Below are 23892 nucleotides of genomic sequence, written 5' to 3'. Positions count from 1 at the left end.
TTATCAGATATCCTTATTGGTTGTGTCGCTTACGCTGTTTGCTTTTGCCTTAGCGTTTCTGCGTCTTACGATCTCCTCAACCGATACGCCTGCTACCGCTGCAACGATGATAAGAATCCACCAAGGGAATCCTGTCTGTGCCTGTATAGGTGCTGCAGCCTTAGCTGTATCAGCATCCTCGATAGTTGTCTCAGGCTTAACCTCAACTTCTTCAGTCTTCTCAGGAGCTTTCTGCTCTTCCTGAACTGCGGGAGCTTCCTGTGTCTCAGCAGGTGCTTCAACTTCTTCTACAGTAGCTGCTGTTCTTCTTCTGGAAACACGTCTCTGCTCACCAAGAACTGCTGCCTCCTCTTCTGCTGCAGGAGGATTTACAACTGCCAAAGTTGTGATAACATCTTCTGTGGTTGAAGGGCCACTGGGTGCAGGGCCAGGTCCGGGTCCGGGACCGGGAGTGGGTTCAGGAAGACGCTCAAGTGCTTTCTGAAGCTCTTCATCTGCAGTAGCAAGAATGTCATCGAACTCTCCAAGTTTCTCATTTGCTTCAAGGAGCTTATTATTTGCTCTTACTTTCAGTCTGTCTAAGATTCTGATAAGTCCTCTGACTGAAATATTCTCAAGATTTTCCTCTCTAACATGACCGAGGATCTCACGCTTCTCCTCCTCCGGAAGTTCACTGATTCCGAAGTAATCAGCAATTGTTGCGCCATTGAGGAGCGACTCAAGAAGAACGCCTGCCTTCTGTGTATCGTTCAGTCTGTCGATGGCGTTATCAAGCTTCTTAAGATCCTTCTGAGTCTGCTTGATATCCTGATGAACAGCCTCTGCCTCTTCGGCATATCTCTGATACTTATCAAGCAGATCCTTGGCATAATCAAGGTACTCCTGATAGTGCTTATCGATCAGCTCAAGCTCACGTCCTGAATTCTGGAGGATCTCAATAGCATGTTTAGCATTCTTGTACTCGGTAGTTGAGATCAGCTCGCCTTCCTTGGTGCTCTCGCCAACCTTCTTGATGTAGTCAATGTAGTAAGAATACTTCTTGTAATCGTCCACAGTAAGGGAGGACTGATTAAGAATGAAATCTTCTGTAGGTGAAACTTTAACTTCCTTATCTTCAACAGTTACTTTAGGAATAAGTCCACGCCAAATTGTATTATACTTATAAGAATCCAGAACCACATCTGACATTGTATAGCCATCTTTGCCAAGATTATCTTTCATCTTACTCTTAAGATCTGCTATGGCTGCAGCAAAAGCTGCATCATCTGAATATACGAACTCGTCAGAAGTGATAACACCTGACACCTGTTTTCTGGTGAGAACCACTTTTCCGCCAAGCTTATAATTCTCGTATCCAAGTGCTATTGAAACATCGCTCTCATACTGAGCAGTAAGCTTACTGTCATCATACCAGAACTTGCCTATGATATCGTCATCGATGTCATCAATGAGCTTATTCTTAGCGTTATAGCCGCCAATTGCACGTTTATAAATACCACCTGCGGCGTCAAGGTCAACAACGAATGTAGGTGTATATGTTCCGGAAACTACGAAGAAGGTCTTCTCCTTATTTACGATCTTGGAGATAACGATTGTCTCATACTCTTCCTCTAAAGCTTCCTGAGCAGCCTTCTTATCAGCTTCGGTGTATCCATTAACAGTAGTCTTATTACGACCTTTCCCTGTTTCATATGCTTTCTTGTATTCAGCTTCTTCGGTCTGCTCTCTCTTATACTCAGTCACATTGACAGTAGCTGTTGTGTGCTTAAGAAGACGTCCGCTCTTTGTAACCTCATAGGAAACCTGCTCGGTGCCTTCTACGATACCGGTAGCAACTTCCTTGGTCTCGCCGGGAGCAATCTCATTGTAAAGGCTGTTAAGATTGTCCTCACCAACTATTGTGATCTCAGGTGTAGTCTTGCCCTTACCGTTAAGGAAATAAGGCTGGCCATCAACAAATACTACATCATCTCTGTTTTCAAGCTCATACTTTGTGTAATATGTAACCTTATCAGCATGACCAGGTCTTCCTTCTTCGGTAGTCTTGTAAACTGTTCTCTGTTCATCTGTAAGAGAAATCTTATGCTCTGCCTCAAATTTAGCTGCATAATCAAGTGCTGCAACCTGCTCAGCGCTCTTTAATCTGAAAGAGATATTTCCGTTCTCGCCAACTTCATAGGTGTAATATTTCTGCTTGAACTCTGTGCGATAAGGGGATTTGCCGGGAACTTCATAGCTAAGTGTGAAGTATCCGCTATCGGACTTCTCTACCTTAACGTTCTTAGCATCTTTGCCTGCGAACTGGTCTGCATAATGCTTCTCAATAACTGTTATAAAGAGCTGATCCTGCTTCTCGGATTTCTCAATCTCAGGAGCATTAGCAACTTCTTCCTGAAGAGCTACGATCTCAAGAGCTACTGCGTAATGTCTCTCAATATTCTGCTCTGCTACTGCAATATCCGCCTGGAGCTGATGAATCTCTTCATGAGCTTTCTTCATCTCTCTGGATGCCTCAGCAACATCAGCAGAAGCGCCATCCCTACCATTAATAGCTGCTTCAAATCTCATCTGAGCAGCTACAAGGTATGCCTTAGCAGCATCATACTTCTCATTGAGCTCTTCCATCTCTGAATTAGCATCGATAACTGCCTGCTCTGTCTCGCCTGCAAGAGCTACCAGATTGTTATAGTTTGTCTGTGCAGCATTACGGGTTGTAGCATTCTTGATGCCATCAACGTACTCATTAGCCTGTACTATTGCATCGTCAACCTGCTTATCGGTGGCATCAGCCAGAGTCTGCATATCATTGACAGCCTTAGCTGCATCCTGAGCACCACGCTCTTCCTGAGCTTCAGCGATCTCACCCACGATAAGATCCTTCTTGGCACTCTCAATATCAGCCTTAGCATCTTCTGCATGATCGTGAGTTGCTATAACAGCAGCATCAACAACTACATTGAGTGCAGCGTCTGTTCCGAAAGGAACACCGGGGCCTGCTTCTCCGGGAGTCTCAAAGATATTGCTGTTGTCGAAGACATCTTCTGTAAGTGTCTCAGTATCATCGATAGTTGTGTCCAGGTCTCCGCGAACCTGGCCGGTTTCTTCGTTTGTTTCAACATCATTTGAAACAACATCTGCAGCTTCCTGCGCAGCATCTGCTTTACCCTCAATGTCCTGAGGAGTAGGAGCTACCCACTCGGATATGGTAGTTGCGGGAACTTCTTCTGCAGAGCCTTCTACAGGGGCCGGTGCAATAGGTTCAAGTACCGCTTCACCCTCGGCAAATACTGCCATTGGTTGAAGCGCCATAGATGCACTGATTCCCACTGCAAGCGCTTTTACTACTTGCTTCTTAATTGATTTTTTCTTCATTTGTTTACCCTCTCATAAGAATGTGTGAACTTTGTGTGAATTTAGTGTGAACTCCAAAATAGATTCTACCCTATGACCCATCATGTGACCCATCATAAAAGGGGGTATTTTTTGTAAAATCTAAAATAAATTTCATTTTTCGTTTATATCGCGGTTAGAATCTTAATAGTATATTTATTCACACGCAAAAAAAGAGACGCATGATGCGTCTCTGCATGATGCGTCTCTTTTCATTATATAAGCGATTTATATAGATTACTGTACTGCTGCCTTGAGCTCTTCTACCTTGTCAAGCTGCTCCCAGGGAAGGTTCAGATCGTTGCGGCCAAAGTGTCCGTAAGCTGCTGTCTGCTTGTAGATGGGACGACGAAGGTCGAGCATCTTGATGATTCCTGCAGGGCGAAGGTCAAATACCTTACGAACTGCCTCTGTGAGCTTCTCATTGGAAACCTTACCTGTTCCGAAGGTGTCTACAAGGATTGATGTGGGCTGTGCTACGCCGATAGCGTATGAAAGCTGGATTTCAGCCTTGTCAGCAAGTCCTGCTGCAACGATGTTCTTGGCAACGTATCTTGCTGCGTAAGCACCTGAACGGTCAACCTTTGTGCAGTCTTTGCCGGAGAATGCTCCGCCGCCGTGACGAGCTGCTCCGCCGTAGGTGTCAACGATGATCTTACGTCCTGTAAGTCCTGCATCACCCTGAGGTCCGCCGATAACGAAACGTCCTGTAGGATTGATGAAGATCTTGGTGTTTGCATCAACCATAGCTGCATCAACTACTGCATCAATAACATACTTTCTGATATCTGTGTGGATCTGCTCCTGTGTAACCTTCTCGTCATGCTGAGTTGAGATAACGATAGCCTCAAGTCTGATGGGCTTGCCGTTCTCATCGTACTCAACAGAAACCTGGCTCTTGCCGTCTGCGCGAAGATAAGGAAGAGTTCCGTCTTTTCTAACCTCTGTGAGCTTCTTGGTGAGCTTGTGTGCAAGGCTGATAGCGTAGGGCATATACTCCTCTGTCTCGTTGGTAGCATAACCGAACATCATACCCTGGTCGCCGGCACCGATAGCCTCGATCTGCTCATCGGTCATGTTGTTCTCTCTTGCCTCAAGAGCCTTGTCAACGCCCATAGCGATGTCAGCTGACTGCTGATCAAGAGCAACCATAACTGCGCAGGTGTTTCCATCGAAGCCCTTCTCTGAGCTGTCATAGCCGATCTCGCAAACTGTCTGTCTTGCGATCTTGGCGTAATCTACAACTGCCTTTGTGGTGATCTCACCTGTGATGAGAACGAAACCTGTGCAGGCTGTAGTCTCGCAGGCTACACGGCTCATGGGATCCTGTGCCATGCAGGCATCAAGGATTGCGTCTGAGATGTTGTCGCAAATTTTGTCGGGATGTCCCTCTGTTACTGACTCGGATGTGAAAATAAACTTATCCATTCTTCTTTCCTTTCTTGCGCTTTGCGCCAATAAAGCGTTATGGCATACTCGAAATCACTCCGCGATTCCTCACTTACGTGGCTTTGCATATATCGAGGTTGATTCATGCCTCTGCCATAACACGCGTAAAAAATCCGCTTGTTTGGTGCGTGCAGGACACAAACAAGCGGAACTGATCTGGTTTCAGATCCTCTTATTGCTCGTTGTATCTCAGCCTAACTATCAGGCCTCGAAAGTTGCACGCTCAGGTTGGCACCTTCCTGTATGTCAGGGGTTGCCGTGGCTTCTCAGGTCCTATGTACCTCCACCACTCTGAATAAGAGAACTATAGTTATATTGGACTTCTTACGTCGTCCGTTATGCAATAATAACCTATGGTATAAAATAAATCAATAGTCTTTTGATAAAATAAACGTTAATTTTTCTCAACACCGGCCATAAGTGCGGCAACATCGTCTGAATTGAAGGTGCTGGCTGCGATTGCCATCATGTAATCACCCTTCTGGAAGTTAACAACCTGCTCATGTACTTCCATACCGTTAACGTTTCCTTCAAGCTCGATGATGTAGTGCTTCTCGCCTGCAACTTCGCTCTCAACAACTTCGCAGCTTGTGATCTCTGCGCCCTGTGACTCAAGCACGCTCTTAAGCTGATCCTTGCTTACATCCATGATAGCCTTCTCATCGAATACAGCGTTTGCAAGAGATGCGTTTGACTGAATAGTTACGTTAATGTTATCAGCAGCGCCTGACTTGATAGCGTAAGCTACGATAGCAGCTGTTCCGTTCTCAAGTGCCTCCTTGGCAGCCTTGTTGTCCTTCATGATATCTGAAGCCATACCTGTAAGCTGTGAAAGTGTATCATCATCAAGGAATGAATAGTCAGAAGGAACAGTGAGCTTGATACCAAAGTACTCGTTCTCATATACATTGCCGTTTACGGTTCCTGTTGTGAACTCAACGTCGCTCTCTTCCTCTGCGGGAGCCTCAGCCTCTGCTGTCTCGTTTTCCTCTGCCTCAGCAGACTCTGTCTGCTCAGCCTCTGCTGTCTGCTCTTCTGCCTGCGCTGTTTCCTCAACAGCTGTCTCTTCTGTCACGTTCTCTGCAGGTGTGATCTGCTTGCCGCAGCCTGCAACTGTAACCATCATTGCTGTAGCCAGCATGAATCCGATAAATCTTTTTTTCATAAATTTTCTCTCCTCTTAACCCTCTTATGTTCCTTTTGAAAGACAGCTTTTTGCCTTTACAGGGAACATATTATTTTTTGTGCGCCTGTCCATACGGTCCTTTGGAAGGCCCAAGAAGCGCACGAGGACTAGGTTATCAGATTGTTAAAATAAAATCAAGTAAAAAAATGCCCATATTTATGTCCATTTTTCTTTTTCATTCGTATAATTGTATAGAACAGTAAGTATTTTGCTCACGAAATGAGAATTCTTATAGGACCTATAGATGATAAAAAGAAGAAACCGGACGAAAATCCGAAAAAGACTCTAAGCAAAAAACGGCAAAGCTGGTTATAAATCCCGGTTTTGCCGTTTTTCTTTTTGTCACTTTTTTATATTTGTGTTGCCCGAAACAGGATGATACAAATACGAGTTCTATACATCATCATAACTGGTACAGACCGATCTGCAGATTGCGTAATTGGGTATGTGCGGCGAACTTATATTTATATGCGACGGGCTTACAAGATTTCGATGATTTCTACAAGGTGCTTCCGACGCAATTGTCTGTGATTGGACTTTGCGGCGGTGATATTGACGAAATAGCATATAGAATATTCAGAACGAAAACGCTATTCCGATAACCGAGCGCTAAAACAAGCCATTTACCGATATAACGTCAAGTTTTGGGGCTATTTTACCGACTCAATCAGCTTGTAGAGTACTTTGTGTCGGAAAGTGCTCAATCCACATGCTCTTCAAACGATCACACTCACCGCAAGAAAAACTCAATCCACATGCTCTTTGCCCTGTCTCACTACTTCATATGACGCCTCTGTCTCAATTCCCTCTTCTGTGCAGTAATCCTCCAACAGTGCAGCTGATGCTGCAATTCATCAGTCGTTGGCGTTGCCTTTAAAGATTACAATTCCCTTCTTCTTGAAGGTCTTGGGCTTGGCATCTGCGGAAGCTGTGGCAGAAGCGGATTTGGCTGCTGCGCTGCTGCCTTCCGGGCGACGGGCAGATGATGTTGCGGCGCCGGGTCTTGCGTCAGGTGCAGGTCCATCGGCTCTGCGGGCAGATGATGTAGCCGGAGTCTTCTTTGCAGCGGGCTTTCTTGTGATTCCTGCTTCCTTTGCCATCTGATCTACAACAGAGACTCTCTTAGTTGCTTTCTTGGCATCGCCATCAGCAGCAGTCTTAGCCGGAGCCTGGGATGCTCTCTTTGCCGCATTGGCTGCTGCCTCTGCGGCAACCTTAGCGGGATCCTGAAGCTTCATGGTAAGAGAGATACGCTTCTTGTCCAGCTCAACATCAAGCACCTGAACGTCCACGATGTCGCCTACGCTTACAGCTTCGAGGGGATGTTTGATGAACTTATCTGTAATATGTGAAATGTGTACCAGTCCATCCTGGTGCACGCCTATATCTACGAAACATCCGAAATCAATAACGTTTCTTACTGTTCCCTTGAGGATCATACCGGGCTTAAGGTCCTTCATGTCAAGGACGTCGCTTCTAAGGATAGGAGCAGGCATGTTCTCACGTGGATCTCTTGAGGGCTTCTCAAGCTCGGAGAGGATATCCGTAAGAGTGATCTCACCTATTCCAAGCTCCTGGGCAAGTTTCTTCTTCTCAGCCTCGGTTACCTTTTTGGAGAGGCTTCCTGCGCCTGAACCGGCCGTAGCGTTACCTGCGTCGTTTGCTGAGCCATTGCCGTTCTTGCCTGCGCCCTTTCCGCTAACGCCCTTAGATGCACCATTATCAGATCCGTCCTCCACAACCGCAAGGTTACTTCCTGCCAGAGCTGCTGCCAGAGCGGCACCCATGGCTGTTCCGGTATTCCTTATTACTACCTGCTTCTGTTTCTTCTGAGGGCGGGGCTTATCTTCGGACTTGGCTGCGGGTTTCTCCAAAGCTGCCTTGGCTGCGTTCTTCTGAGCTGCACGGACATCATCGAAGGTGATGCCGAGCTTCTCCATAAGTTTCAATGTAGCCTCATAGGACTCAGGGTGAACACTGGTGGCATCCAGAGGGTTATCGCCGTCTGCGATACGGAGGAAACCTGCGCACTGCTCATAGGCCTTGGGTCCGAGCTTGGGAACATTCAAAAGTTCTTCTCTAGCCTTGAACTTGCCGTTCTCTTCTCTGTAATCAACGATGTTCTTGGCAATGGTCTTGCTGATACCTGAAATATACTGAAGAAGCGGTGCTGATGCGGTGTTGAGGTCAACACCAACCTTGTTAACGCAGTCCTCAACTACACCCTCAAGGGTCTCGCCAAGTTTCTTCTGGTTCATGTCATGCTGGTACTGGCCTACACCGATGGACTTGGGATCGATCTTAACCAGCTCTGCCAGGGGATCCTGAAGTCTTCTTGCGATGGATGCGGCACTTCTTTGTCCCACATCAAACTGAGGGAACTCCTCAGTTGCCAGCTTACTTGCTGAGTATACGGAAGCGCCGGCCTCGTTTACGATAACGTACTGAAGAGGACGCTGCAGTTCCTTTATGAGTTCCACGATAACCTGCTCAGATTCTCTGGAAGCGGTACCGTTACCTACGGAGATAAGGTCTACATTATATTTGTCGATGAGCTTCTTGAGCTCAGCCTTGGACTCCTCAACCTTGTTCTGGGGAGCTGTGGGATAGATGACCTTGGTATCAAGCACCTTGCCGGTGGCATCAACGATGGCCAGCTTGCATCCTGTTCTGAAAGCAGGGTCCCATCCAAGGACTGTCTTGCCTGCAATGGGAGGTGCCATGAGAAGCTGGGTCAGGTTCTTGCCGAATACTGAAATGGCGCCATCCTCAGCCTTCTCTGTAAGTTCGTTTCTGATATCACGCTCAATGGCAGGAGCTATAAGTCTCTCATAGGCATCCTGATTGATCTCCTCGATAACGGGAGTGGTGATGGGATTGTCATTTTTAAGCATTTTCTTGTTGAGGAACTGAAGGATCTTCTCCTCGGGAGCCTCGATCTTAACTACCAGGAATTTCTCAGCCTCACCTCTGTTGAGGGCAAGAACTCTGTGGCCCAGAACCTTCTTAACGGGCTCTGAGTAGTCGTAGTACATCTCGTATACGGACTGAGCCTTCTCATCCTTGGCCTTGCTGGTAAGAACGCCCTCCTCCATGGTAGCTTCACGGATGTAGGTACGGAAATCCGCATTGTCCGAAACATCCTCGGCGATGATGTCCATGGCTCCCTGAAGAGCTTCTGCCGCATCATTAACGCCCTTTTCCTCATCTATAAAGGCCGCAGCCTCCTCCTGAAGAGGCTTTGTGGTCTCCTGCAAAAGAAGGATCTGTGCCAGAGGCTCAAGGCCCTTCTCTCTGGCAACACTGGCCCTTGTCTTTCTCTTGGGTCTGTAGGGAAGATAGAGATCCTCGATGGCTACCATGGTCTCTGCAGCGATGATCTTCTCCCGAAGCTCATCTGTCATCTTGCCCTGCTCCTCTATGGAAGCAAGCACCTGCTCTCTTCTCTCCTCAAGACTTCTAAGATACTTAAGTCTCTCGTCCAGGTTACGGAGCTGCTCATCGTTAAGGGATCCTGTCACTTCTTTCCTGTATCGGGAAATGAAGGGAATGGTATTGCCCTCATCGATCAGCTTAACAGCCGCCTCTACCTGCCACTTCTCTACGCCAAGTTCTTCTTTGATCTTTAATACAATGTCCATAAAAAACCTCTCCAAAAACCAAAATACGTTCTGCTGCGGATAAACCCTGTGGGAAATTTCGATAAAACTTTCGTAAACAGAACACACTTCCTTATTATACCAAGCCTTTCAGTCAGTTTTCAAGACTCGTCAACCCCGCTCAAACATTGAAAAAAAGGCGGCTTTATAGTAAAATCTATAGTAAGTATAAGTATTTGAGGAAGTATTGATGGGAGAAAACGGGGACAACAATTACTATTACAATAACTATGACTACAACAAAGCTCATAACGAGCTGGATCCGCATGTAGCCATGGCAGGCACGGCCCTTATTTTAGGGCTTGCTTCCATACCCTTATGTTTCTTTCTTAACATAGGAGTTGTCATCGGTGGTATCGCCATAGTGATGGCTCTTTTGTCCAAGGGAACGATGGAGAAATTCCTGCCACAGGCCAGGCGGGCAGTCATATTCGGAATCCTGGGAATAGTCCTGGGATACAGCGTTATGGCCTATGACGTGCACAAGGTACTGACCGATCCTCAGTACCATGAGCAGTTAAACCAGATGTCACAGCAGATGAACGGTGTCAGCTTTGACGATATGCTCAAGGAAATCGGAGTTTCCATAGGCGGTAACTGATCCTTTTCCCGGGCATATGAAATGAGGTGCCTATGAGTATGATCGGTGCTATAGGAAGTGGATATGGTGCTTATGCAAACCAGATGTCGATGGCGGCGGCAGGCAGCGGATACGCAGCCGGCGGCGCAGGCAAGGCTGATGAAGCGGGCAAGGCGATATTAAATCCCGGACAGCCCACAGAGGCAAAGCCCGGCAAGAGAGTTTCTCCCGCCGAGTGTGAGACCTGCAAGAACCGCAAGTATCAGGACGGTTCCGACGAGATGGTTTCTTTTAAGAGCGCACAGCACATTTCTCCTCAGGCGGCAGCTTCAAGGGTTCGCGGCCATGAGGCTGAGCACGTGAGCAACGCCTACAAGGATGCGGCCATGAACAACGGCAAGGTCCTTCAGGCATCGGTATCAATCAAGACAGCAGTATGTCCGGAGTGCGGACGAACCTATGTAGCAGGCGGTGAGACCTGCACCAAGATAGCATATTCTAACGAAGAAAATCCTTATATACAGGCGAGAAAGAACATGAACAAGCAGGGCTTGCTGGGGGCAAACGTTGACCTCGCCGGATAAGGTGGGGAGCGCTTTTTCATGAGCAGTATGAAATCATCTGCAGAACTTAAGGGAATTGCCAAAGAGAAATCACTGGGTAAATACGGTACCCTCATAGGTGCCAACATTATAATCTTTGCAATTCAGATACTGGCCACCGGCTTTACCACAGTGGCCGCCTCAGGCAATATCGCCATCATTATCATCAACAACATCATAACTTTGATAGTGAATATCCTTCTGGGCCTTCTTATGTCCGGCAAGGCTTATCTTTATATGAATCTTCTGTATTCCCAGACCGTATCCACCTCAGACATCTTCTTTGGCCTGCGCAAAGAGCCTCAGAAAGCGGTTGTTATCCAGGCATTGTTTGTGCTGGTGGATTTCCTTGTGAGCATTCCCAGCCAGATCCTTCTGGTGTTCTATCAGCAGGACCAGAGCTACGATCTGCGCTCCGCTTTGTTGATAGCTCTTTTCCTGGGTCTTGTGGTGAATATCCTTGTTTCACTCACCTACTCCCAGGCCTTCTTCCTTCTCCACGACTTTCCGGGAAGGTCGGCAAAAGAGCTGTTGGCCACCAGCAGGAGACTTATGAAAGGAAACAAGCTGCGTCTCTTTGCCCTGAACGTTTCCTTTGTTCCGCTATATCTTCTGGGATGCATTTCCCTGTTCGTGCCGCTTCTGTGGGTAAGTGTCTACAGATACGCATCAACCTGCGCATTCTATCAGGACCTTGTTGCATCGGCAGCTTCCGGCAATAACTAAATCTTTTTACCAATATATCATCATTAAGGATGGACACATATGGATCTCATTGACGCAATAAAAGCTATCGACAAGCCCCATGAAGACGACGTTCTGAACAGGCTCTTTACCCCCTGGGGAGAAAATCTTGATCCGGAACACGTGCTTGCTGAGTACCCCAGGCCTCAGTTTGTCAGGGACAGCTACATAAACTTAAACGGCTACTGGGAGTATTCCATCGTGCCACAGCCTTCCGAATTCGACACCAAAGGGCTCAACAACGCCTTTGGAGAACAGATCCCCAGCAAAATGGACGGCAGGATCCTGGTTCCCTTTTCGCCGGAGGCCATGCTCTCCGGAGTGGAAAAGAGACTTCTGCCCGACCAGTACCTCTGGTATAAGAGGACACTTCCCGTATTAAAAAGAAGCAGTGAAAATTCCCGCTTCCTTCTGCACTTCGGCGCAGTGGATCAGTTTGCGGACGTATATGTAAATTCCTCCTTTGCGGGTTCCCACAGCGGAGGATATCTTCCTTTTACCCTTGATATAACAGATCTTTTGAAGTTTTCCGGGGATGGATCCCGGACCCTCGAGGAGAACGAGCTTTGCGTAAGAGTCAGGGATACCAGCGACTCCTCCTATCACAGCAGAGGTAAGCAGACCCTGAGGCGCGGCGGCATGTACTACACCTGTCAGAGCGGAATCTGGCAGACCGTCTGGATCGAGGAAGTTCCCGAAAACTATGTTAGGCAGATCAAGATAACTCCCGGCCAGGACCTTCAGACCGTTTCCATTCAGGTTTCCACCTGCAGTCCCTGTAAGGTGACTGTTAAGATACCGGGGCATGAGATGGTGCGCTCTCCCGAGAGCACAGGCTCTTCCGGATGGAAGAGCACTGAGGAGACATTCCTTTCCTCTGACACCTGTCCCTGTGGCCCTGACGGCAAGGCGCCTTCAGACAGCTGTTGCTATGATTTTGAATTCAGGATTGAGGACCCGCACCTCTGGTCTCCGGAGGATCCCTACCTGTATCCTCTTGTGATCGAGGCAGGAAATGACAACGTAAGGTCCTATTTTGCCATGAGAAGCTTTACCGTAGAGCCCGACAGCGAAGGCATCTACAGGTTTTTCCTTAATAAAAAGCCTTACTTCCTTATGGGAGTTCTGGACCAGGGATACTGGCCCGACGGGCTTTATACCGCCCCTTCTGATGAGGCGCTTATTTTCGATATCAAGGAGATGAAGAGGCTCCACTACAACATGCTCCGCAAGCACATCAAGGTGGAGGCCGCAAGATATTACTACCACTGCGACCGCCTGGGTATGATCGTTTGGCAGGACATGGTAAGCGGAGGTTCCTCCTATGCCAAGCCCGTGGTGTCTTATCTGCCGACTCTTTTCCCGAAGGTATTCGGCCGCATGAACGACGGTCCATCCCATTACAAGACCTTCTCAAGAGGAGATTCCGAGGGCCGCTCCGAGTGGCTTCAGGAGATGCTTGCTACCATCAGGCACCTTTATAACGTTCCCAGCATCGCAACCTGGGTTCTGTTCAACGAGGGCTGGGGACAGTTCAATGCCGCAGGTGCCACCACCATGGCAAAAGACCTGGATCCTACCCGTCCAATTGACCAGGCCAGCGGCTGGTTTGATGAGGGCAGCGGCAGCTTCAGAAGTGTCCACAACTATTTCAGGCCCCTCACCGTTGAAGTCAACAATGAAAACCGCGCCTTTGTGATCTCCGAGTACGGCGGCCTTGCCTGCCATATCGACGGACACAGCAGCGTGGACAGGATTTACGGATATAAAAAATACGACACCCTGGATGAACTGGGTGTCGCATATTACAATCTTGTGAACGGCTCCATGAAGCCCCTTATCACCAAGGGCCTCTCGGGAGTGGTATATACTCAGCTTAGTGATGTTGAGGAAGAGGTAAACGGCCTTATCACCTATGACAGGCGCATTACCAAGATCAATCCGGATCTTGACCCCAACATGACTTCAGGCATCAACAATCAGTGATCTTTTCTAAGCTTTATCAGTAGACTTCAACCTGACCGTTGAAGATTCTCTTAAGCTTGTTCTTTACGGAAATATAGGCCGGGATCAGGAAGGCATCCGCCAGTATCCATGCGATGGGGCTGGCGAAACAGATTGCGGGGAATCCGAAGATCGGAACCAGCACTACCGCCACCAGGGTTCGGCCTATCATCTCCATAACTCCCGCCAAAACAGCAAACATTGAAAAGCCCATTCCCTGGATCAGGAATCTGACTATGTTTACAAGAGCCAGGGGAATATAGAAGGCGCTGTTGATGATAAGGTACAGATGCGCGTTATCAAGGCAGGCAACGTCCGAAGCATCAAGGAATATCAGAGCAAAGGACCTTCCGAAGAAGTACAGCACCAGAAATGCCAGGAGCGCATAGCCGCAGCCAAGCTTTACGGCTGCCACAAGGCCCTGCTGAAGGTGCTCCAGCTTTTTTGCCCCAACGTTCTGACCGCCGTAGGTAGCCATTGTGGATCCGAGGGCGTCAAAGGGAATGCAGAAGAACATTCCGACTTTGGCCGCTGTTGTTACCGCAGCCGCAGCATCTGTTCCAAGGCCGTTGATGGCCATCTGAAGAATAACGCTTCCTATGGCAGTGATGGAATACTGAAGTCCCATGGGAACTCCCATATTTAAAAGGATCATGAAATGAGAGTGATCAAGCTCCCAGTCCTCCTTCTTTAGGTGGAGGATATCCATTTTGCGGATTATGAACACAAGGCACATGATGCCGGAAATCCCCTGTGACAGCACAGTCGCAAGGGCCGCTCCCGTGATTCCCATGTGGAAGGGCACGATGAACAGAAGGTCCAGGAAAATGTTGATGATGGACGCAATAATAAGGAACTGCACAGGGTGCTTGCTGTCTCCCAGGGCTCTGATGACACCGGAGAGCAGGTTGTACATATAGGTCACGGGAATTCCAAGGAATATCACGATGATGTAGCCGTAGGCGTAATCAATAACATCCGCGGGAGTGCGCATGGCCACCAGGATCTGACGCGCAAATACGCTTACAAAAAATGTCATGACTACCGCGAATACAGAGCAGAGAATGATGGCATGGGATACGAACTTTCTCATGCTCTTAAAGTCCTTGGCTCCGAATCTCTGGGCAACAGGGATGGCAAAGCCGTTGCATACGCCCATGCAAAATCCCATGATCAGGAAGTTCACGGCGCCGGTGGTGCCCACTCCGGTGTATGCCTCTTTTCCCAGGAACCAGGAAACAATGGCGGTATCAATGATGTTATAAAGCTGCTGGAAAAGCATGCCCCAGAAAAGAGACATTGCAAATCCGATAATGAGTTTCATGGGATCCCCCACTGTGAGGTCCCTTACAATTGATTTATTCTGCATAAATATCCCAACTGTCGCTTTAGCGAACAAAAATAAACAATACATTACTGCAACAGACAAAATGTAAGTCTACTACAATATCAAATATAATCAAGCACAATTTCGCCAAAAATACATGGTGAAAAATCCGCACAACAAGAGCATAATTCACAAAAATCATGTATAATAACTTTATCTTAATGGCGCCGGAGGGGCATTTCACTTACAAACGGCGCGGAAACGGGGAAAAGATGGACAACAAAAAAGCTGTGGTCTCTCTGGGACATGAAGCTCTCGGCGTTACCACCAACGAACAAAAAAATGCCACAAAGGTTACTGCCAAGGCCCTCGCAGATCTTATCGAGGCCGGATACCAGCTGGTTATCACACACAGCAACGGCCCTCAGGTCAGCATGATCCACAAAGCCATGACAGAGCTCCACAGGATATACATTGATTACACAGCGGCTCCCATGTGCGTGTGCAATGCCATGAGCCAGGGTTATGTGGGCTTTGATATTCAGAATTCTTTAAAGACAGAGCTCACAAGCCGCGGGATCTCAACTCCCGTCAGCACCATACTCACCCAGGTAACGGTTGACCCCTATGATGAGGCTTTCTATGCGCCCACCAAGGCCATTGGCCGCAACATGTCCAAGGAGGACGCTGACACCGAGGTGAAAAAAGGCAACTTCGTAAGGGAGGAGCCCGGCAACGGCTACAGAAGAATAATCGCCGCTCCCAAGCCCATTGATATTGTAGAGATTGATGCCATAAAGGCTCTGGTTGATGCAGGTCAGGAGGTCATCGCCTGCGGAGGAGGCGGAATCCCGGTTATCCAGCAGGGACATGTTCTTAAAGGTGCTTCCGCAGTCATCGAGAAGGATGCCATCGCCGGCAAGCTTGCAGCAGATCTCAAGGCAGACAGGCTCATCATTCTCACCTCCGTGCCCTACGTATACCTCAACTATGAGACTCCCGAGGAGTCACCCATCGCCAGAATGACTGTTTCCGAGGCAAAGAGGTACATCGAGGACGGCGAATTCGGCGAAGTTGACATGCTTCCCAAGATAGAAGCCGCCATCGAGTTCCTTTCAGCCAATCCCGACGGATCGGTTCTTATCACTTCACTCACTTCCGTTGCCGATGCCCTCAAGGGCAAAGCCGGAACCATGATCGTGAACGGCTGAGCCGCCGGGGAGATCTTCCCGGGGCAGTCACAGAACAAACGAGGGTTCTTTACCCGGACTGACAATAAAACAAAAGGGCGTTTCATTCCGACTGACTGCAATGCAGTGCCGGGGATGAAACGCCCTTCTTAGTTTTGTGTTATATACTACTGATTATTTATCAGACTTTTTATCCGTCCTCTTATACATCAGACTTCGGTGGCAGCCTCCGTATTAAACTGAGGGAGCCTCGGGCCGACTCCGTCGCCCCTTATCTCGATCAACGGAGATGCCTTGCCCTCTATATAGTCCCTGGTGATGGTAACACGGCCAATGTTGTCATCCTTGGGAATCTCATACATGATATCCAGCATGAAATCTTCTATGATGGCACGAAGAGCTCTGGCTCCGGTGTCCTTCTCCATGGCCTTCTCGGCAATGGCTTCCAGTGCTGTATCGTCAAACTGAAGATCCACTTCATCCAGAGCAAGAAGCTTCTGGTACTGCTTGAGGATAGCATTCTTGGGCTCCTTCAGGATCTGTACCAGCATGTCCTTGGTAAGGGCCTGAAGAGTACAGATAATGGGAAGTCTTCCCAGGAATTCGGGGATCATACCGAATTTCTTGAGATCCTCAATGGTAACCTTGGAAAGGATATTTGGGTCATCTTCGTACTTGTCCTTGAGGTCGGCATCAAATCCGATGGAGGTCTGCTTGTTGAGTCTCTGAGTGATGATGTCCTCAAGATCCGGGAAGGCACCGCCGCAGATAAACAGAATGTTTCTGGTGTTGACTGTGGCAAGAGGAACCATGGCATTCTTGCTGCCGGCACCCACAGGCACTTCCACGTCAGAGCCCTCAAGGAGCTTAAGCATTCCCTGCTGAACGGATTCGCCGCTGACATCCCTGGAGGTAGTGTTCTTTTTCTTGGCGATCTTATCTATCTCATCGATAAAGATGATTCCGTGCTCGGTCTTCTCTACATCGTTGCCTGCTGCCGCAAGGAGCTTACTAACAACGCTCTCGATGTCGTCGCCGATATAGCCGGCTTCCGTAAGTGATGTGGCATCGGTAATGGCAAGGGGCACATCAAGGAGCCTTGCCAGAGTTTTTACAAGGTAGGTCTTACCGCTTCCGGTAGGTCCAAGAAGCAGGATATTGGACTTCTCGATCTCTATCTCATCCATTGTGTCGGTGGCCACTCTCTTGTAGTGGTTGTAGACCGCAACGGACATGATCTTCTTGGCCTGGTCCTGGCCGATAACATACTCGTCAAGCTTGGCCTTTATCTTGTGAGGCGCAGGGATATCCTTGATATTTATGGCAGGCTTAGCCTCTTTCTCGCTCTTTTTCTTGATCTTCTGGGTGTTTGGAATTCCTCCCCCAAGATTGAAACCGCCGTTCTTAAGGTCATCCATGTTAAGGAAGCCGAATCCCGGGAAGCTGCTGCCTGTCTGCTTATTGAGCTCGCTCATAAGATGCGGGTTATTGAGCATGTTCTGGTAATCGAACTGGCTCACTGCATCCATGGTCTTGTGCATGCAATCATCGCAGACGCAGATGTTGTTGGGCAGATGGAACATCTTGCCGGCCTTGCTCTCGGGACGTCTGCACACAAAGCAAACATCCTCGTATTCGCTGTCTTTTTTGTCCGCATCGTCCTTCTTATCTGGAGTTTCAACGCTGCCTTCAGCCTTGTCGGAAACTTCGCTCTCAGGCTTCTTATCACTTCCGCCCTTCGCGCTGCTTCCGCTCTTTGTGCCGTCATCGACTATATCAACGCTCTCATCGTCGGTAACTTCTCTGAAATCTAAATCGTCACTCATTGGTACTCCGTTTCTGTGTGCCCGGCCTAAGCCCCGGGCATCACCACTGGCTCTTTATATATGTAATAAAGTGGTTTCCGTTCTCCTGGAACAGTTTGTCGGAATCGTTCATTCCGTACTTGTAAACCTGTCCCGTCTGGGGATCCATCAGCACCGTATTAAGGTCATTGAATCCGATCACCAGCATCGCCCGTCCATCGTTGAGCATGGCAAGAACCGGCAGATCCTGATTAACATAGTATAACACAGATGACAAAGGACATCCGTCCAGCTCCAAAATCTGTGCCTCGGTGAGAGAATCCTTAAGGATATCAACAACAGAGCTTCCTCCGGTCAAAAGAGCCTCCACGTTCCGGTTCACTCCTTCAAACTTAAGGATAAGATCAAGACACACCACTGTGCTGTCGGTGGAGGTAATATCCTCATAGCTCTCAGCACTTCTTGTGATGGACATGATCTGGTTGGAACGAAGAAGATTTCCCTTTACCCATACATATCTGTTGTCGTCTCCAACAACCACACCGGGAGCGGTATTTGCAAGGCTCACCGCATCTGCCGGATTGGTGTAGATGCCTCTGATTCCGTCAAGTCCGTAGACATAGTAGAAAGGCTTCTGGGTGGCATCTCTCTCCAGGCCCGGTGCAATGTTCCTGCTGCCCTCAAAAAGAGTCTGGTTCGGTGTAAGGACCCTGAGCTGCTTTTGCTTGATATCACTCTTGGTGTTGATCTGAACAATCTTTTCAAAAATATCCACGGAAACCTGAGAAACGGTATTGCTGCCCTCCTCAGCCTTCAGTGTACTGGTTATCTGATCATCATATGTGGAGACGTAATTATCACTCTCCTCATCCCTGACTACTCTTGTAAGCCTGATCTGGTTGTCCACAATATTGACACCGGTGACATAAATCCCCTCGGGATGATAGTTCTCCAGGGTATTTCCGTCAGTGTCTTCTATACAGATGGTGTACATGGCGTAGATGGGATTTCCGATCCTGTCGCTTCGCACATCATCGCTGTGGCAAAGACCGTATACCAGGTCCTCACCCATAAAGCCAAGAAGAATGATGTAATCCCCGGCCTCTGCCTCAATATCGGAAGCAGTCCTGGAATTGAGGCTCATCAGACTCAGCTTCTTAAGGTCGCTCTGCCATGCAATGGTGCTCTCAGACTCGGATATCTTGTACTGTCCTGCGCCAATGTTATCTACCACCAGGCTGGCGTTATGGTCTATAAGGTCAACTGCGTAGATATTCTGATCAAGCATCGCATACAGAACGTCTCCGCTTCCACAGTACGCCAGTGTATCCACATAGTGCATCAGTATCTCTTCGGACTGGGTACTCTCAACGAATCCCACTTCCTCCACGGCATTTATGGACGCGTCATAATCATAGACGGCGATGCCCACATTTCCCTCATGGAGTCCGCGGTTCATGTACCCCGCAACCGCAAATCTTACATTTCCGGCCTCATCCACCTTCAGTATCTTGATGCTGTGGCCGTCCCACCTTGTCCTTATATCATCGTGGGCCGAATCGTAAAAGCCAAAGAGATACGCCAGCTTATTCTCTGAATTGTTGAACATGTAAAGGCGCCTCTCGCTAACGAAAGCAAAGGCACTGCCGCTGCTGCTCTCAAGAAGCTGTACATCGGGTTCGGAAATGCTAAGGCCGATGGTGTTGTTGCCAACTGCATAGGAGCCGGAGTCAAACACATAGTTCATCCGTCTCTCATAATTAAGAAGGTACATTCTGTCAGTGGTGTACCTCACCCTGAAGTCCTCGGTCACATTGTAGATCCTGCCAAGGGTTCCTTCTTTGACCATCACCCTGTACTTAAGCTCGTAGCTACCTGTCTGTCCGTGAAGGTCCGTCACATAGACCACCGGATCCGAGTACCTTGAAACATTAAGGTCTCCCCAGGTCACCTGGCTGAAACTGCTGTGGATATTGACCCTGCTGAAGGTTGTATTGTCACCCTCGGAATTGGACTCCAGATACCTTGAGTATTCCTGAGCCGCCTCCTTGCTGAAGGTGGCATCGGAAAAGGCCCTGACAAAATCCACCTCATCCTTAAGGTGATAGAGGCTGTCATCCTCCGTCCACACAACCCTGCTGTAGTACCTGGCCTTTCCTATATCAGTGTCCATGATCATTACAAGCATGTACTCTTTCTGAGCGCTTATAAGATCCTTTAGCTGAAAAGAGCCTTCGATGACATTGTCACTTTCCTTGTAATCCGTAAGAGGAGTGTTCTCCACAAGGCTCTTGCCGTCTATGCTCCTCATCTCAAACTGAAGATCACTGACCTTGCCGCCAAAGGTATCTATCCTGTAGCTAAGGGTCCTTCCGGCCCCGACGGGAATGATATTCCCCCTAAGATGCCCTATGTCGATCTCTGATGTATAGCCCCTTAGCGGGTTTACCGAAATCTTGTCCGTAGACAGTGTCACCACCGGAAGCGACGCATCCGGCATGGGTGCGGACATCTCAGTGTTCTCGCCGTTTGTAAGCTTACCAGCCACAAAAATGCCTATAAGCAGAACAAGAATAAAATATGCAATTTTGATAAGCCTTAATCTTATGGATGATTCCCGCATAATTGACTTTCAATTTCCGTAAGAGTATTATTTTTGTATGAATAATCTAACTTTATTTCGTAAACGTTTCATCCCCGATGAATGCATCGAACTAAAAGATGATATCATTCTAAAGCGCACCGACTCTGTAATTCTGACCAAATGGAAGGTTCTCAAAGCGCGGAACGATTTTTCCCACGGATTCACCTGCTATTATCTTGACAGAGGTTATAGGATTAGTAAATTCCTTAAAAGCGATGGCTCACTTTACTGCTGGTATTGTGACATTATAACCTATGAATCCGATCCTGACAAAAATTCGCTGACCATAATCGACCTTCTGGCCGACGTGGTCATCTTTCCCGACGGCAAGATCAGGGTTGTTGACCTGGACGAGCTGTCCGAGGCCTTTGAGAAGCGCCTCATCGATGAGACTCTTCTTAAAAAGAGCCTGCTCTCCCTGAACAGGCTCCTTGGTGAAATCTATTCAGATGGTATTGAGTCACTGACTGCTCCGATACAGGAAGTCGCCAAAGACGACACCCCCTGATCAGTAGAAAATGTGGCCTCCTATCTGCGTTCCGGTAAGTCCCGGAACCGGAGTCCTGAAATACACACAGTTCCCAACATTGGAATAGCCTTTCATAGCCTCATCCGCCGCCCTGTAACAGTCAGCGTTTGCTTTGTCGTCTGCAAGAGCCAGTGCAAGTCTTCCGCTGGCCACCGGTGAGAACTGCTTGTTCTGGTAAATAACTCCCACAACCGTATCCGGATAAACCGAACTCAAAACTCTGTTTATTACTACCGAACCCACTGCCAGTTTGCCCGCATAGGGCTCTGACCCGGCTTCGCAATAGATGATGTTTGCAAGAAGCGCTCTGTCGCCCTCCGCAAAAGTCACCTCTGAGATATTCCTCCAGGTGGAGTTCGCTGCCAGCTTGGAGAGTCTTATCTCCTCCGCCAGCTTGGCTTCCAGCTTCTTGATGTCCTGCTCCTGGGCTTTGATCTGATCCTCCAGGGCCTTTGCCTTCTCCTCCGCATCCGAGATGTCGTTGGAGTACTGCTTGATGGTTCCGGAGGTCTGACTCACCAGCCCGGAAACTCTGCTCTGCTCAGCCTGCTGCTTGACCTGATATTCCTGGAGCTGGTCCTTCTCCTGCTCCAGAGTTGCCTCTTTTTCCTCGATGAGATGTCTGGTCTCCACATACTGGTTGAACATCTTTCTATCGTAAGCAGACAGCTGCTCGATATAATTGTTCTGATTCAAAAAGTCCGCAAAATTCGTGGCTCCAAGGAACATTCCCATCACAACGAAATTCTGCTTCTCGTAAATGAACTGGATACGCTTCTTCATGGAAGCATACTGCTCTTCCTCTTTGACTTTAGCTACGGCCAGTTCCGCCAGGGTATTCTCGATCTCCGTTTCCTTGGTATCGATCTGCTCCTCCAGCTCTTCCAGGTTATCGGAAACTTCATTAAGCTGCTGGTTTAAGTTGTTGAGCTGTCCCTGGAGTGAGGATTTCTCCTCATTCATCTCTGCGATGTCGTCCTTGGTGTTCTCAAGTTCGCTCTCGGACTGCTCCTTCTTCTCCTTGGCTTCCTCCAGCTGCTTCTTGGTATTCTCGGTAGCATAGCTTGTCACGGGAAAAGAAACAGCGGCCACCATCGCAGCCAGACAAAGAACCGGTAATCTATATCTGACCCTGTCTATTAAGTTTTTGGTTGTTTTCGGTGTCCGCAAAATTCTCATGACATCAAATGGTGATCTGTATATTCCTTCCGCTCCTCTGATACTGGTAGTACCTTACTCCCGCCGCATCAAACATCTTCTTGGATGCTCTTGTGGAAGCTGAGGAGCTGTATTTGTCGCTGTCGTAGACAACGGTTTTTATTCCAGACTGAATAATAGCCTTTGCACATTCATTGCAGGGGAAAAGAGATACATAAATCTTGGCGCCAACAAGGCTTCCGCCCCTGTAGTTAAGGATAGCGTTGAGCTCACTATGGGTTACAAAAGGGTACTTGGTGGAAAGCTCGTCCTCGCCGTCTCTCTCCCAGGGAAAATCCTCATCGGAGCACCCTTTTGGAAAGCCGTTGTAGCCCATGGAGAGGATATTGTTGTCCTCGCTGACAATACAGCTGCCTACCTGGGTGTTGGGATCCTTGGATCTCATCCCTGCCAGCATGGCAACGCCCATAAAATACTCATCCCAGGATATGTAGTCTTCTCGCTTCATACGTTTCTCCCCCTATGTATGTGCAATCCGTATCGCTCACTTGGTTCCGAAAATTCTGTCTCCCGCATCTCCAAGACCGGGTACGATGTAGCCGTGCTCGTTGAGGTGATCGTCAAGAGAACCTACATAGATATCAACGTCAGGATGTGCCTCCTGCATTGCCTTAAGTCCCTCGGGAGCTGCGATGATGCACATAAAGTGAATGTTATGGCATCCTCTGTCCTTGAGCATCTGAATTGCCGCAACGGAAGATCCGCCTGTAGCAAGCATGGGATCTACAACGAAGATCTCTCTTTCTGAAACGTCTGCGGGCATCTTGCAATAATACTCAACGGGCTTTAATGTCTCAGGATCTCTGTAAAGACCGATATGTCCAACCTTTGCTGCAGGGATCAGTGTGAGCATTCCGTCAACCATTCCAAGGCCTGCCCTGAGGATCGGTACAACGCAGAGCTTTCTGCCCTTGAGCTGCTTAACTGTGGTCTTGCAGATAGGTGTCTCTATCTCAACATCCTGAAGCTGAAGGTCCCTTGTGGCCTCATAGCAGATCAGCATAGCGATCTCGCTGATGGTCTGTCTGAAGTCCTTGGTTCCTGTTGATGTCTTTCTGATCATTCCAATCTTGTGCTGGATCAGCGGGTGATCCATAATAACTACTTTTCCCATTATCCTTTTTCCCTCCTTATTAGCAGTTCTCCAGCTTGGCAATCCTGCGACTGTGTTTCTCAAGTCCGGAGAACGGTGTATCAAGAAATACGTCCACGATCTCGCATCCCAAAAGCTCTCCTACCATTCCTCCGCCCATGGCCAGCATGTTGGCGTCGTTGTGCTCTCTGGTAAGTCTTGCTGTGGTTGTCTCTGAGCAAAGTGCACATCTTACGCCCTTTACCTTGTTGGCTACGATGGAAATTCCGATACCTGTGGTGCAGATAACAATTCCCTTCTCGCATTCTCCTGAGGCTACAGCCTCTGCAGCAGCCCTTCCGAAGTCAGGATAATCACAGGAATTCTTGTCATAGGTACCAAAATCCTTGTACTCTATCTTCCTCTCGTCGAGATGTCTTTTTACGGCTTCCTTGAGATCAAATCCGCCGTGGTCACTTCCAAGTGCTATCAT

Annotated in this window: 17 protein-coding genes and 1 riboswitch; of the genes, 6 read left to right on the top strand and 11 right to left on the bottom strand. The window is 48.4% G+C overall.

The annotated features are described in order from the left end of the window. Positions 1-3 precede the first annotated feature (3 nt). The 4 genes from T456_RS0106505 to T456_RS0106490 form a co-directional block, all read right to left on the bottom strand. The gene (locus T456_RS0106505; RefSeq protein ID WP_024865466.1) at positions 4-3372 is read right to left on the bottom strand and encodes a hypothetical protein; all 3369 of its coding nucleotides are present in this window, start codon (positions 3370-3372) and stop codon (positions 4-6) included. Between the two features lie 255 nt (positions 3373-3627). Beyond that, complete coding sequence (gene metK / locus T456_RS0106500; protein WP_024865465.1) at positions 3628-4818, bottom strand: methionine adenosyltransferase; 1191 nt, start codon at positions 4816-4818, stop codon at positions 3628-3630. A 219-nt stretch (positions 4819-5037) separates the two neighbouring features. Next, positions 5038-5141: riboswitch (SAM riboswitch) on the bottom strand. A 92-nt stretch (positions 5142-5233) separates the two neighbouring features. Beyond that, a complete protein-coding gene (locus tag T456_RS0106495; RefSeq protein ID WP_024865464.1) occupies positions 5234-6004 on the bottom strand; it encodes a hypothetical protein in 771 nt (256 codons plus the stop codon). A gap of 875 nt (positions 6005-6879) precedes the next feature. Beyond that, positions 6880-9666 carry a Tex family protein gene (locus T456_RS0106490; RefSeq protein ID WP_024865463.1) on the bottom strand — a complete coding sequence of 929 codons (2787 nt, stop codon included), beginning with the start codon at positions 9664-9666 and terminating at the stop codon, positions 6880-6882. A gap of 208 nt (positions 9667-9874) precedes the next feature. On the opposite strand from T456_RS0106490, the gene T456_RS0106485 reads away from it, so the two are divergent. Genes T456_RS0106485 through T456_RS0106470 form a run of 4 tightly spaced genes read left to right on the top strand, consistent with a single transcriptional unit; the run spans position 9875 to position 13596 of the window. Continuing rightward, positions 9875-10285, top strand: coding sequence for a hypothetical protein (locus tag T456_RS0106485; RefSeq protein ID WP_024865462.1), 411 nt, complete (start codon positions 9875-9877; stop codon positions 10283-10285). A gap of 32 nt (positions 10286-10317) precedes the next feature. Further along, a complete protein-coding gene (locus tag T456_RS0106480) occupies positions 10318-10848 on the top strand; it encodes a hypothetical protein (protein WP_024865461.1) in 531 nt (176 codons plus the stop codon). 18 nt (positions 10849-10866) lie between these two features. Then, positions 10867-11592: a DUF975 family protein gene (locus tag T456_RS0106475; RefSeq protein ID WP_024865460.1), complete on the top strand. Its 726-nt coding sequence runs from the start codon at positions 10867-10869 to the stop codon at positions 11590-11592. A 39-nt stretch (positions 11593-11631) separates the two neighbouring features. Beyond that, positions 11632-13596 (top strand): glycoside hydrolase family 2 protein, encoded by a 1965-nt coding sequence (locus tag T456_RS0106470; RefSeq protein ID WP_035801465.1) that lies wholly within the window; start codon positions 11632-11634, stop codon positions 13594-13596. A 16-nt stretch (positions 13597-13612) separates the two neighbouring features. On the opposite strand, the gene T456_RS0106465 is transcribed toward T456_RS0106470, so the two are convergent. After that, positions 13613-14983 (bottom strand): MATE family efflux transporter, encoded by a 1371-nt coding sequence (locus T456_RS0106465; protein WP_024865458.1) that lies wholly within the window; start codon positions 14981-14983, stop codon positions 13613-13615. 230 nt (positions 14984-15213) lie between these two features. Here T456_RS0106465 and arcC point away from each other — a divergent pair, with 230 nt between their 5' ends. Further along, positions 15214-16152 carry a carbamate kinase gene (gene arcC / locus T456_RS0106460; RefSeq protein ID WP_024865457.1) on the top strand — a complete coding sequence of 313 codons (939 nt, stop codon included), beginning with the start codon at positions 15214-15216 and terminating at the stop codon, positions 16150-16152. 188 nt (positions 16153-16340) lie between these two features. On the opposite strand, the gene clpX is transcribed toward arcC, so the two are convergent. Then, positions 16341-17957, bottom strand: a complete 1617-nt coding sequence (gene clpX / locus T456_RS0106455; protein ID WP_024865456.1) for an ATP-dependent Clp protease ATP-binding subunit ClpX — start codon at positions 17955-17957, stop codon at positions 16341-16343. A 40-nt stretch (positions 17958-17997) separates the two neighbouring features. After that, positions 17998-20559 carry a hypothetical protein gene (locus tag T456_RS0106450; RefSeq protein WP_024865455.1) on the bottom strand — a complete coding sequence of 854 codons (2562 nt, stop codon included), beginning with the start codon at positions 20557-20559 and terminating at the stop codon, positions 17998-18000. A 37-nt stretch (positions 20560-20596) separates the two neighbouring features. On the opposite strand from T456_RS0106450, the gene T456_RS0106445 reads away from it, so the two are divergent. Then, the gene (locus T456_RS0106445; protein ID WP_024865454.1) at positions 20597-21088 is read left to right on the top strand and encodes a DUF402 domain-containing protein; all 492 of its coding nucleotides are present in this window, start codon (positions 20597-20599) and stop codon (positions 21086-21088) included. On the opposite strand, the gene T456_RS0106440 is transcribed toward T456_RS0106445, so the two are convergent. From T456_RS0106440 to rpiB, 4 genes are read right to left on the bottom strand one after another with little or no spacing between them, the layout of a single operon-like run. Beyond that, positions 21089-22279 (bottom strand): cell wall hydrolase, encoded by a 1191-nt coding sequence (locus T456_RS0106440; RefSeq protein WP_242835884.1) that lies wholly within the window; start codon positions 22277-22279, stop codon positions 21089-21091. Positions 22280-22292: 13 nt separating this feature from the next. Then, positions 22293-22775: a deoxycytidylate deaminase gene (locus T456_RS0106435; RefSeq protein WP_024865452.1), complete on the bottom strand. Its 483-nt coding sequence runs from the start codon at positions 22773-22775 to the stop codon at positions 22293-22295. Positions 22776-22811: 36 nt separating this feature from the next. Next, positions 22812-23441: a uracil phosphoribosyltransferase gene (gene upp / locus T456_RS0106430; protein ID WP_024865451.1), complete on the bottom strand. Its 630-nt coding sequence runs from the start codon at positions 23439-23441 to the stop codon at positions 22812-22814. Positions 23442-23460: 19 nt separating this feature from the next. Beyond that, complete coding sequence (rpiB, locus tag T456_RS0106425) at positions 23461-23892, bottom strand: ribose 5-phosphate isomerase B (RefSeq protein ID WP_024865450.1); 432 nt, start codon at positions 23890-23892, stop codon at positions 23461-23463.

The sequence above is a fragment of the Butyrivibrio sp. FCS014 genome (assembly GCF_000526935.1).
Taxonomy (GTDB): Bacteria; Bacillota; Clostridia; order Lachnospirales; family Lachnospiraceae; genus Butyrivibrio.
The sequence above is the reverse complement of the archived record's forward strand: the minus strand, read 5'-3'. Positions and strand labels throughout refer to the sequence as shown.

What these genes read in the sequence shown, in the direction of transcription:
- clpX (WP_024865456.1), bottom strand. Translation starts at nt 17,957, where the DNA reads ATGAGTGACGATTTAGATTTCAGAGAAGTTACCGACGATGAGAGCGTT.
- T456_RS0106495 (WP_024865464.1), bottom strand. Translation starts at nt 6,004, where the DNA reads ATGAAAAAAAGATTTATCGGATTCATGCTGGCTACAGCAATGATGGTT.
- T456_RS0106490 (WP_024865463.1), bottom strand. Translation starts at nt 9,666, where the DNA reads ATGGACATTGTATTAAAGATCAAAGAAGAACTTGGCGTAGAGAAGTGG.
- T456_RS0106465 (WP_024865458.1), bottom strand. Translation starts at nt 14,983, where the DNA reads ATGCAGAATAAATCAATTGTAAGGGACCTCACAGTGGGGGATCCCATG.
- T456_RS0106475 (WP_024865460.1), top strand. Translation starts at nt 10,867, where the DNA reads ATGAGCAGTATGAAATCATCTGCAGAACTTAAGGGAATTGCCAAAGAG.
- rpiB (WP_024865450.1), bottom strand. Translation starts at nt 23,892, where the DNA reads ATGATAGCACTTGGAAGTGACCACGGCGGATTTGATCTCAAGGAAGCC.
- T456_RS0106445 (WP_024865454.1), top strand. Translation starts at nt 20,597, where the DNA reads ATGAATAATCTAACTTTATTTCGTAAACGTTTCATCCCCGATGAATGC.
- T456_RS0106485 (WP_024865462.1), top strand. Translation starts at nt 9,875, where the DNA reads ATGGGAGAAAACGGGGACAACAATTACTATTACAATAACTATGACTAC.
- arcC (WP_024865457.1), top strand. Translation starts at nt 15,214, where the DNA reads ATGGACAACAAAAAAGCTGTGGTCTCTCTGGGACATGAAGCTCTCGGC.
- T456_RS0106435 (WP_024865452.1), bottom strand. Translation starts at nt 22,775, where the DNA reads ATGAAGCGAGAAGACTACATATCCTGGGATGAGTATTTTATGGGCGTT.
- upp (WP_024865451.1), bottom strand. Translation starts at nt 23,441, where the DNA reads ATGGGAAAAGTAGTTATTATGGATCACCCGCTGATCCAGCACAAGATT.
- T456_RS0106505 (WP_024865466.1), bottom strand. Translation starts at nt 3,372, where the DNA reads ATGAAGAAAAAATCAATTAAGAAGCAAGTAGTAAAAGCGCTTGCAGTG.
- T456_RS0106480 (WP_024865461.1), top strand. Translation starts at nt 10,318, where the DNA reads ATGAGTATGATCGGTGCTATAGGAAGTGGATATGGTGCTTATGCAAAC.
- metK (WP_024865465.1), bottom strand. Translation starts at nt 4,818, where the DNA reads ATGGATAAGTTTATTTTCACATCCGAGTCAGTAACAGAGGGACATCCC.
- T456_RS0106450 (WP_024865455.1), bottom strand. Translation starts at nt 20,559, where the DNA reads ATGCGGGAATCATCCATAAGATTAAGGCTTATCAAAATTGCATATTTT.
- T456_RS0106470 (WP_035801465.1), top strand. Translation starts at nt 11,632, where the DNA reads ATGGATCTCATTGACGCAATAAAAGCTATCGACAAGCCCCATGAAGAC.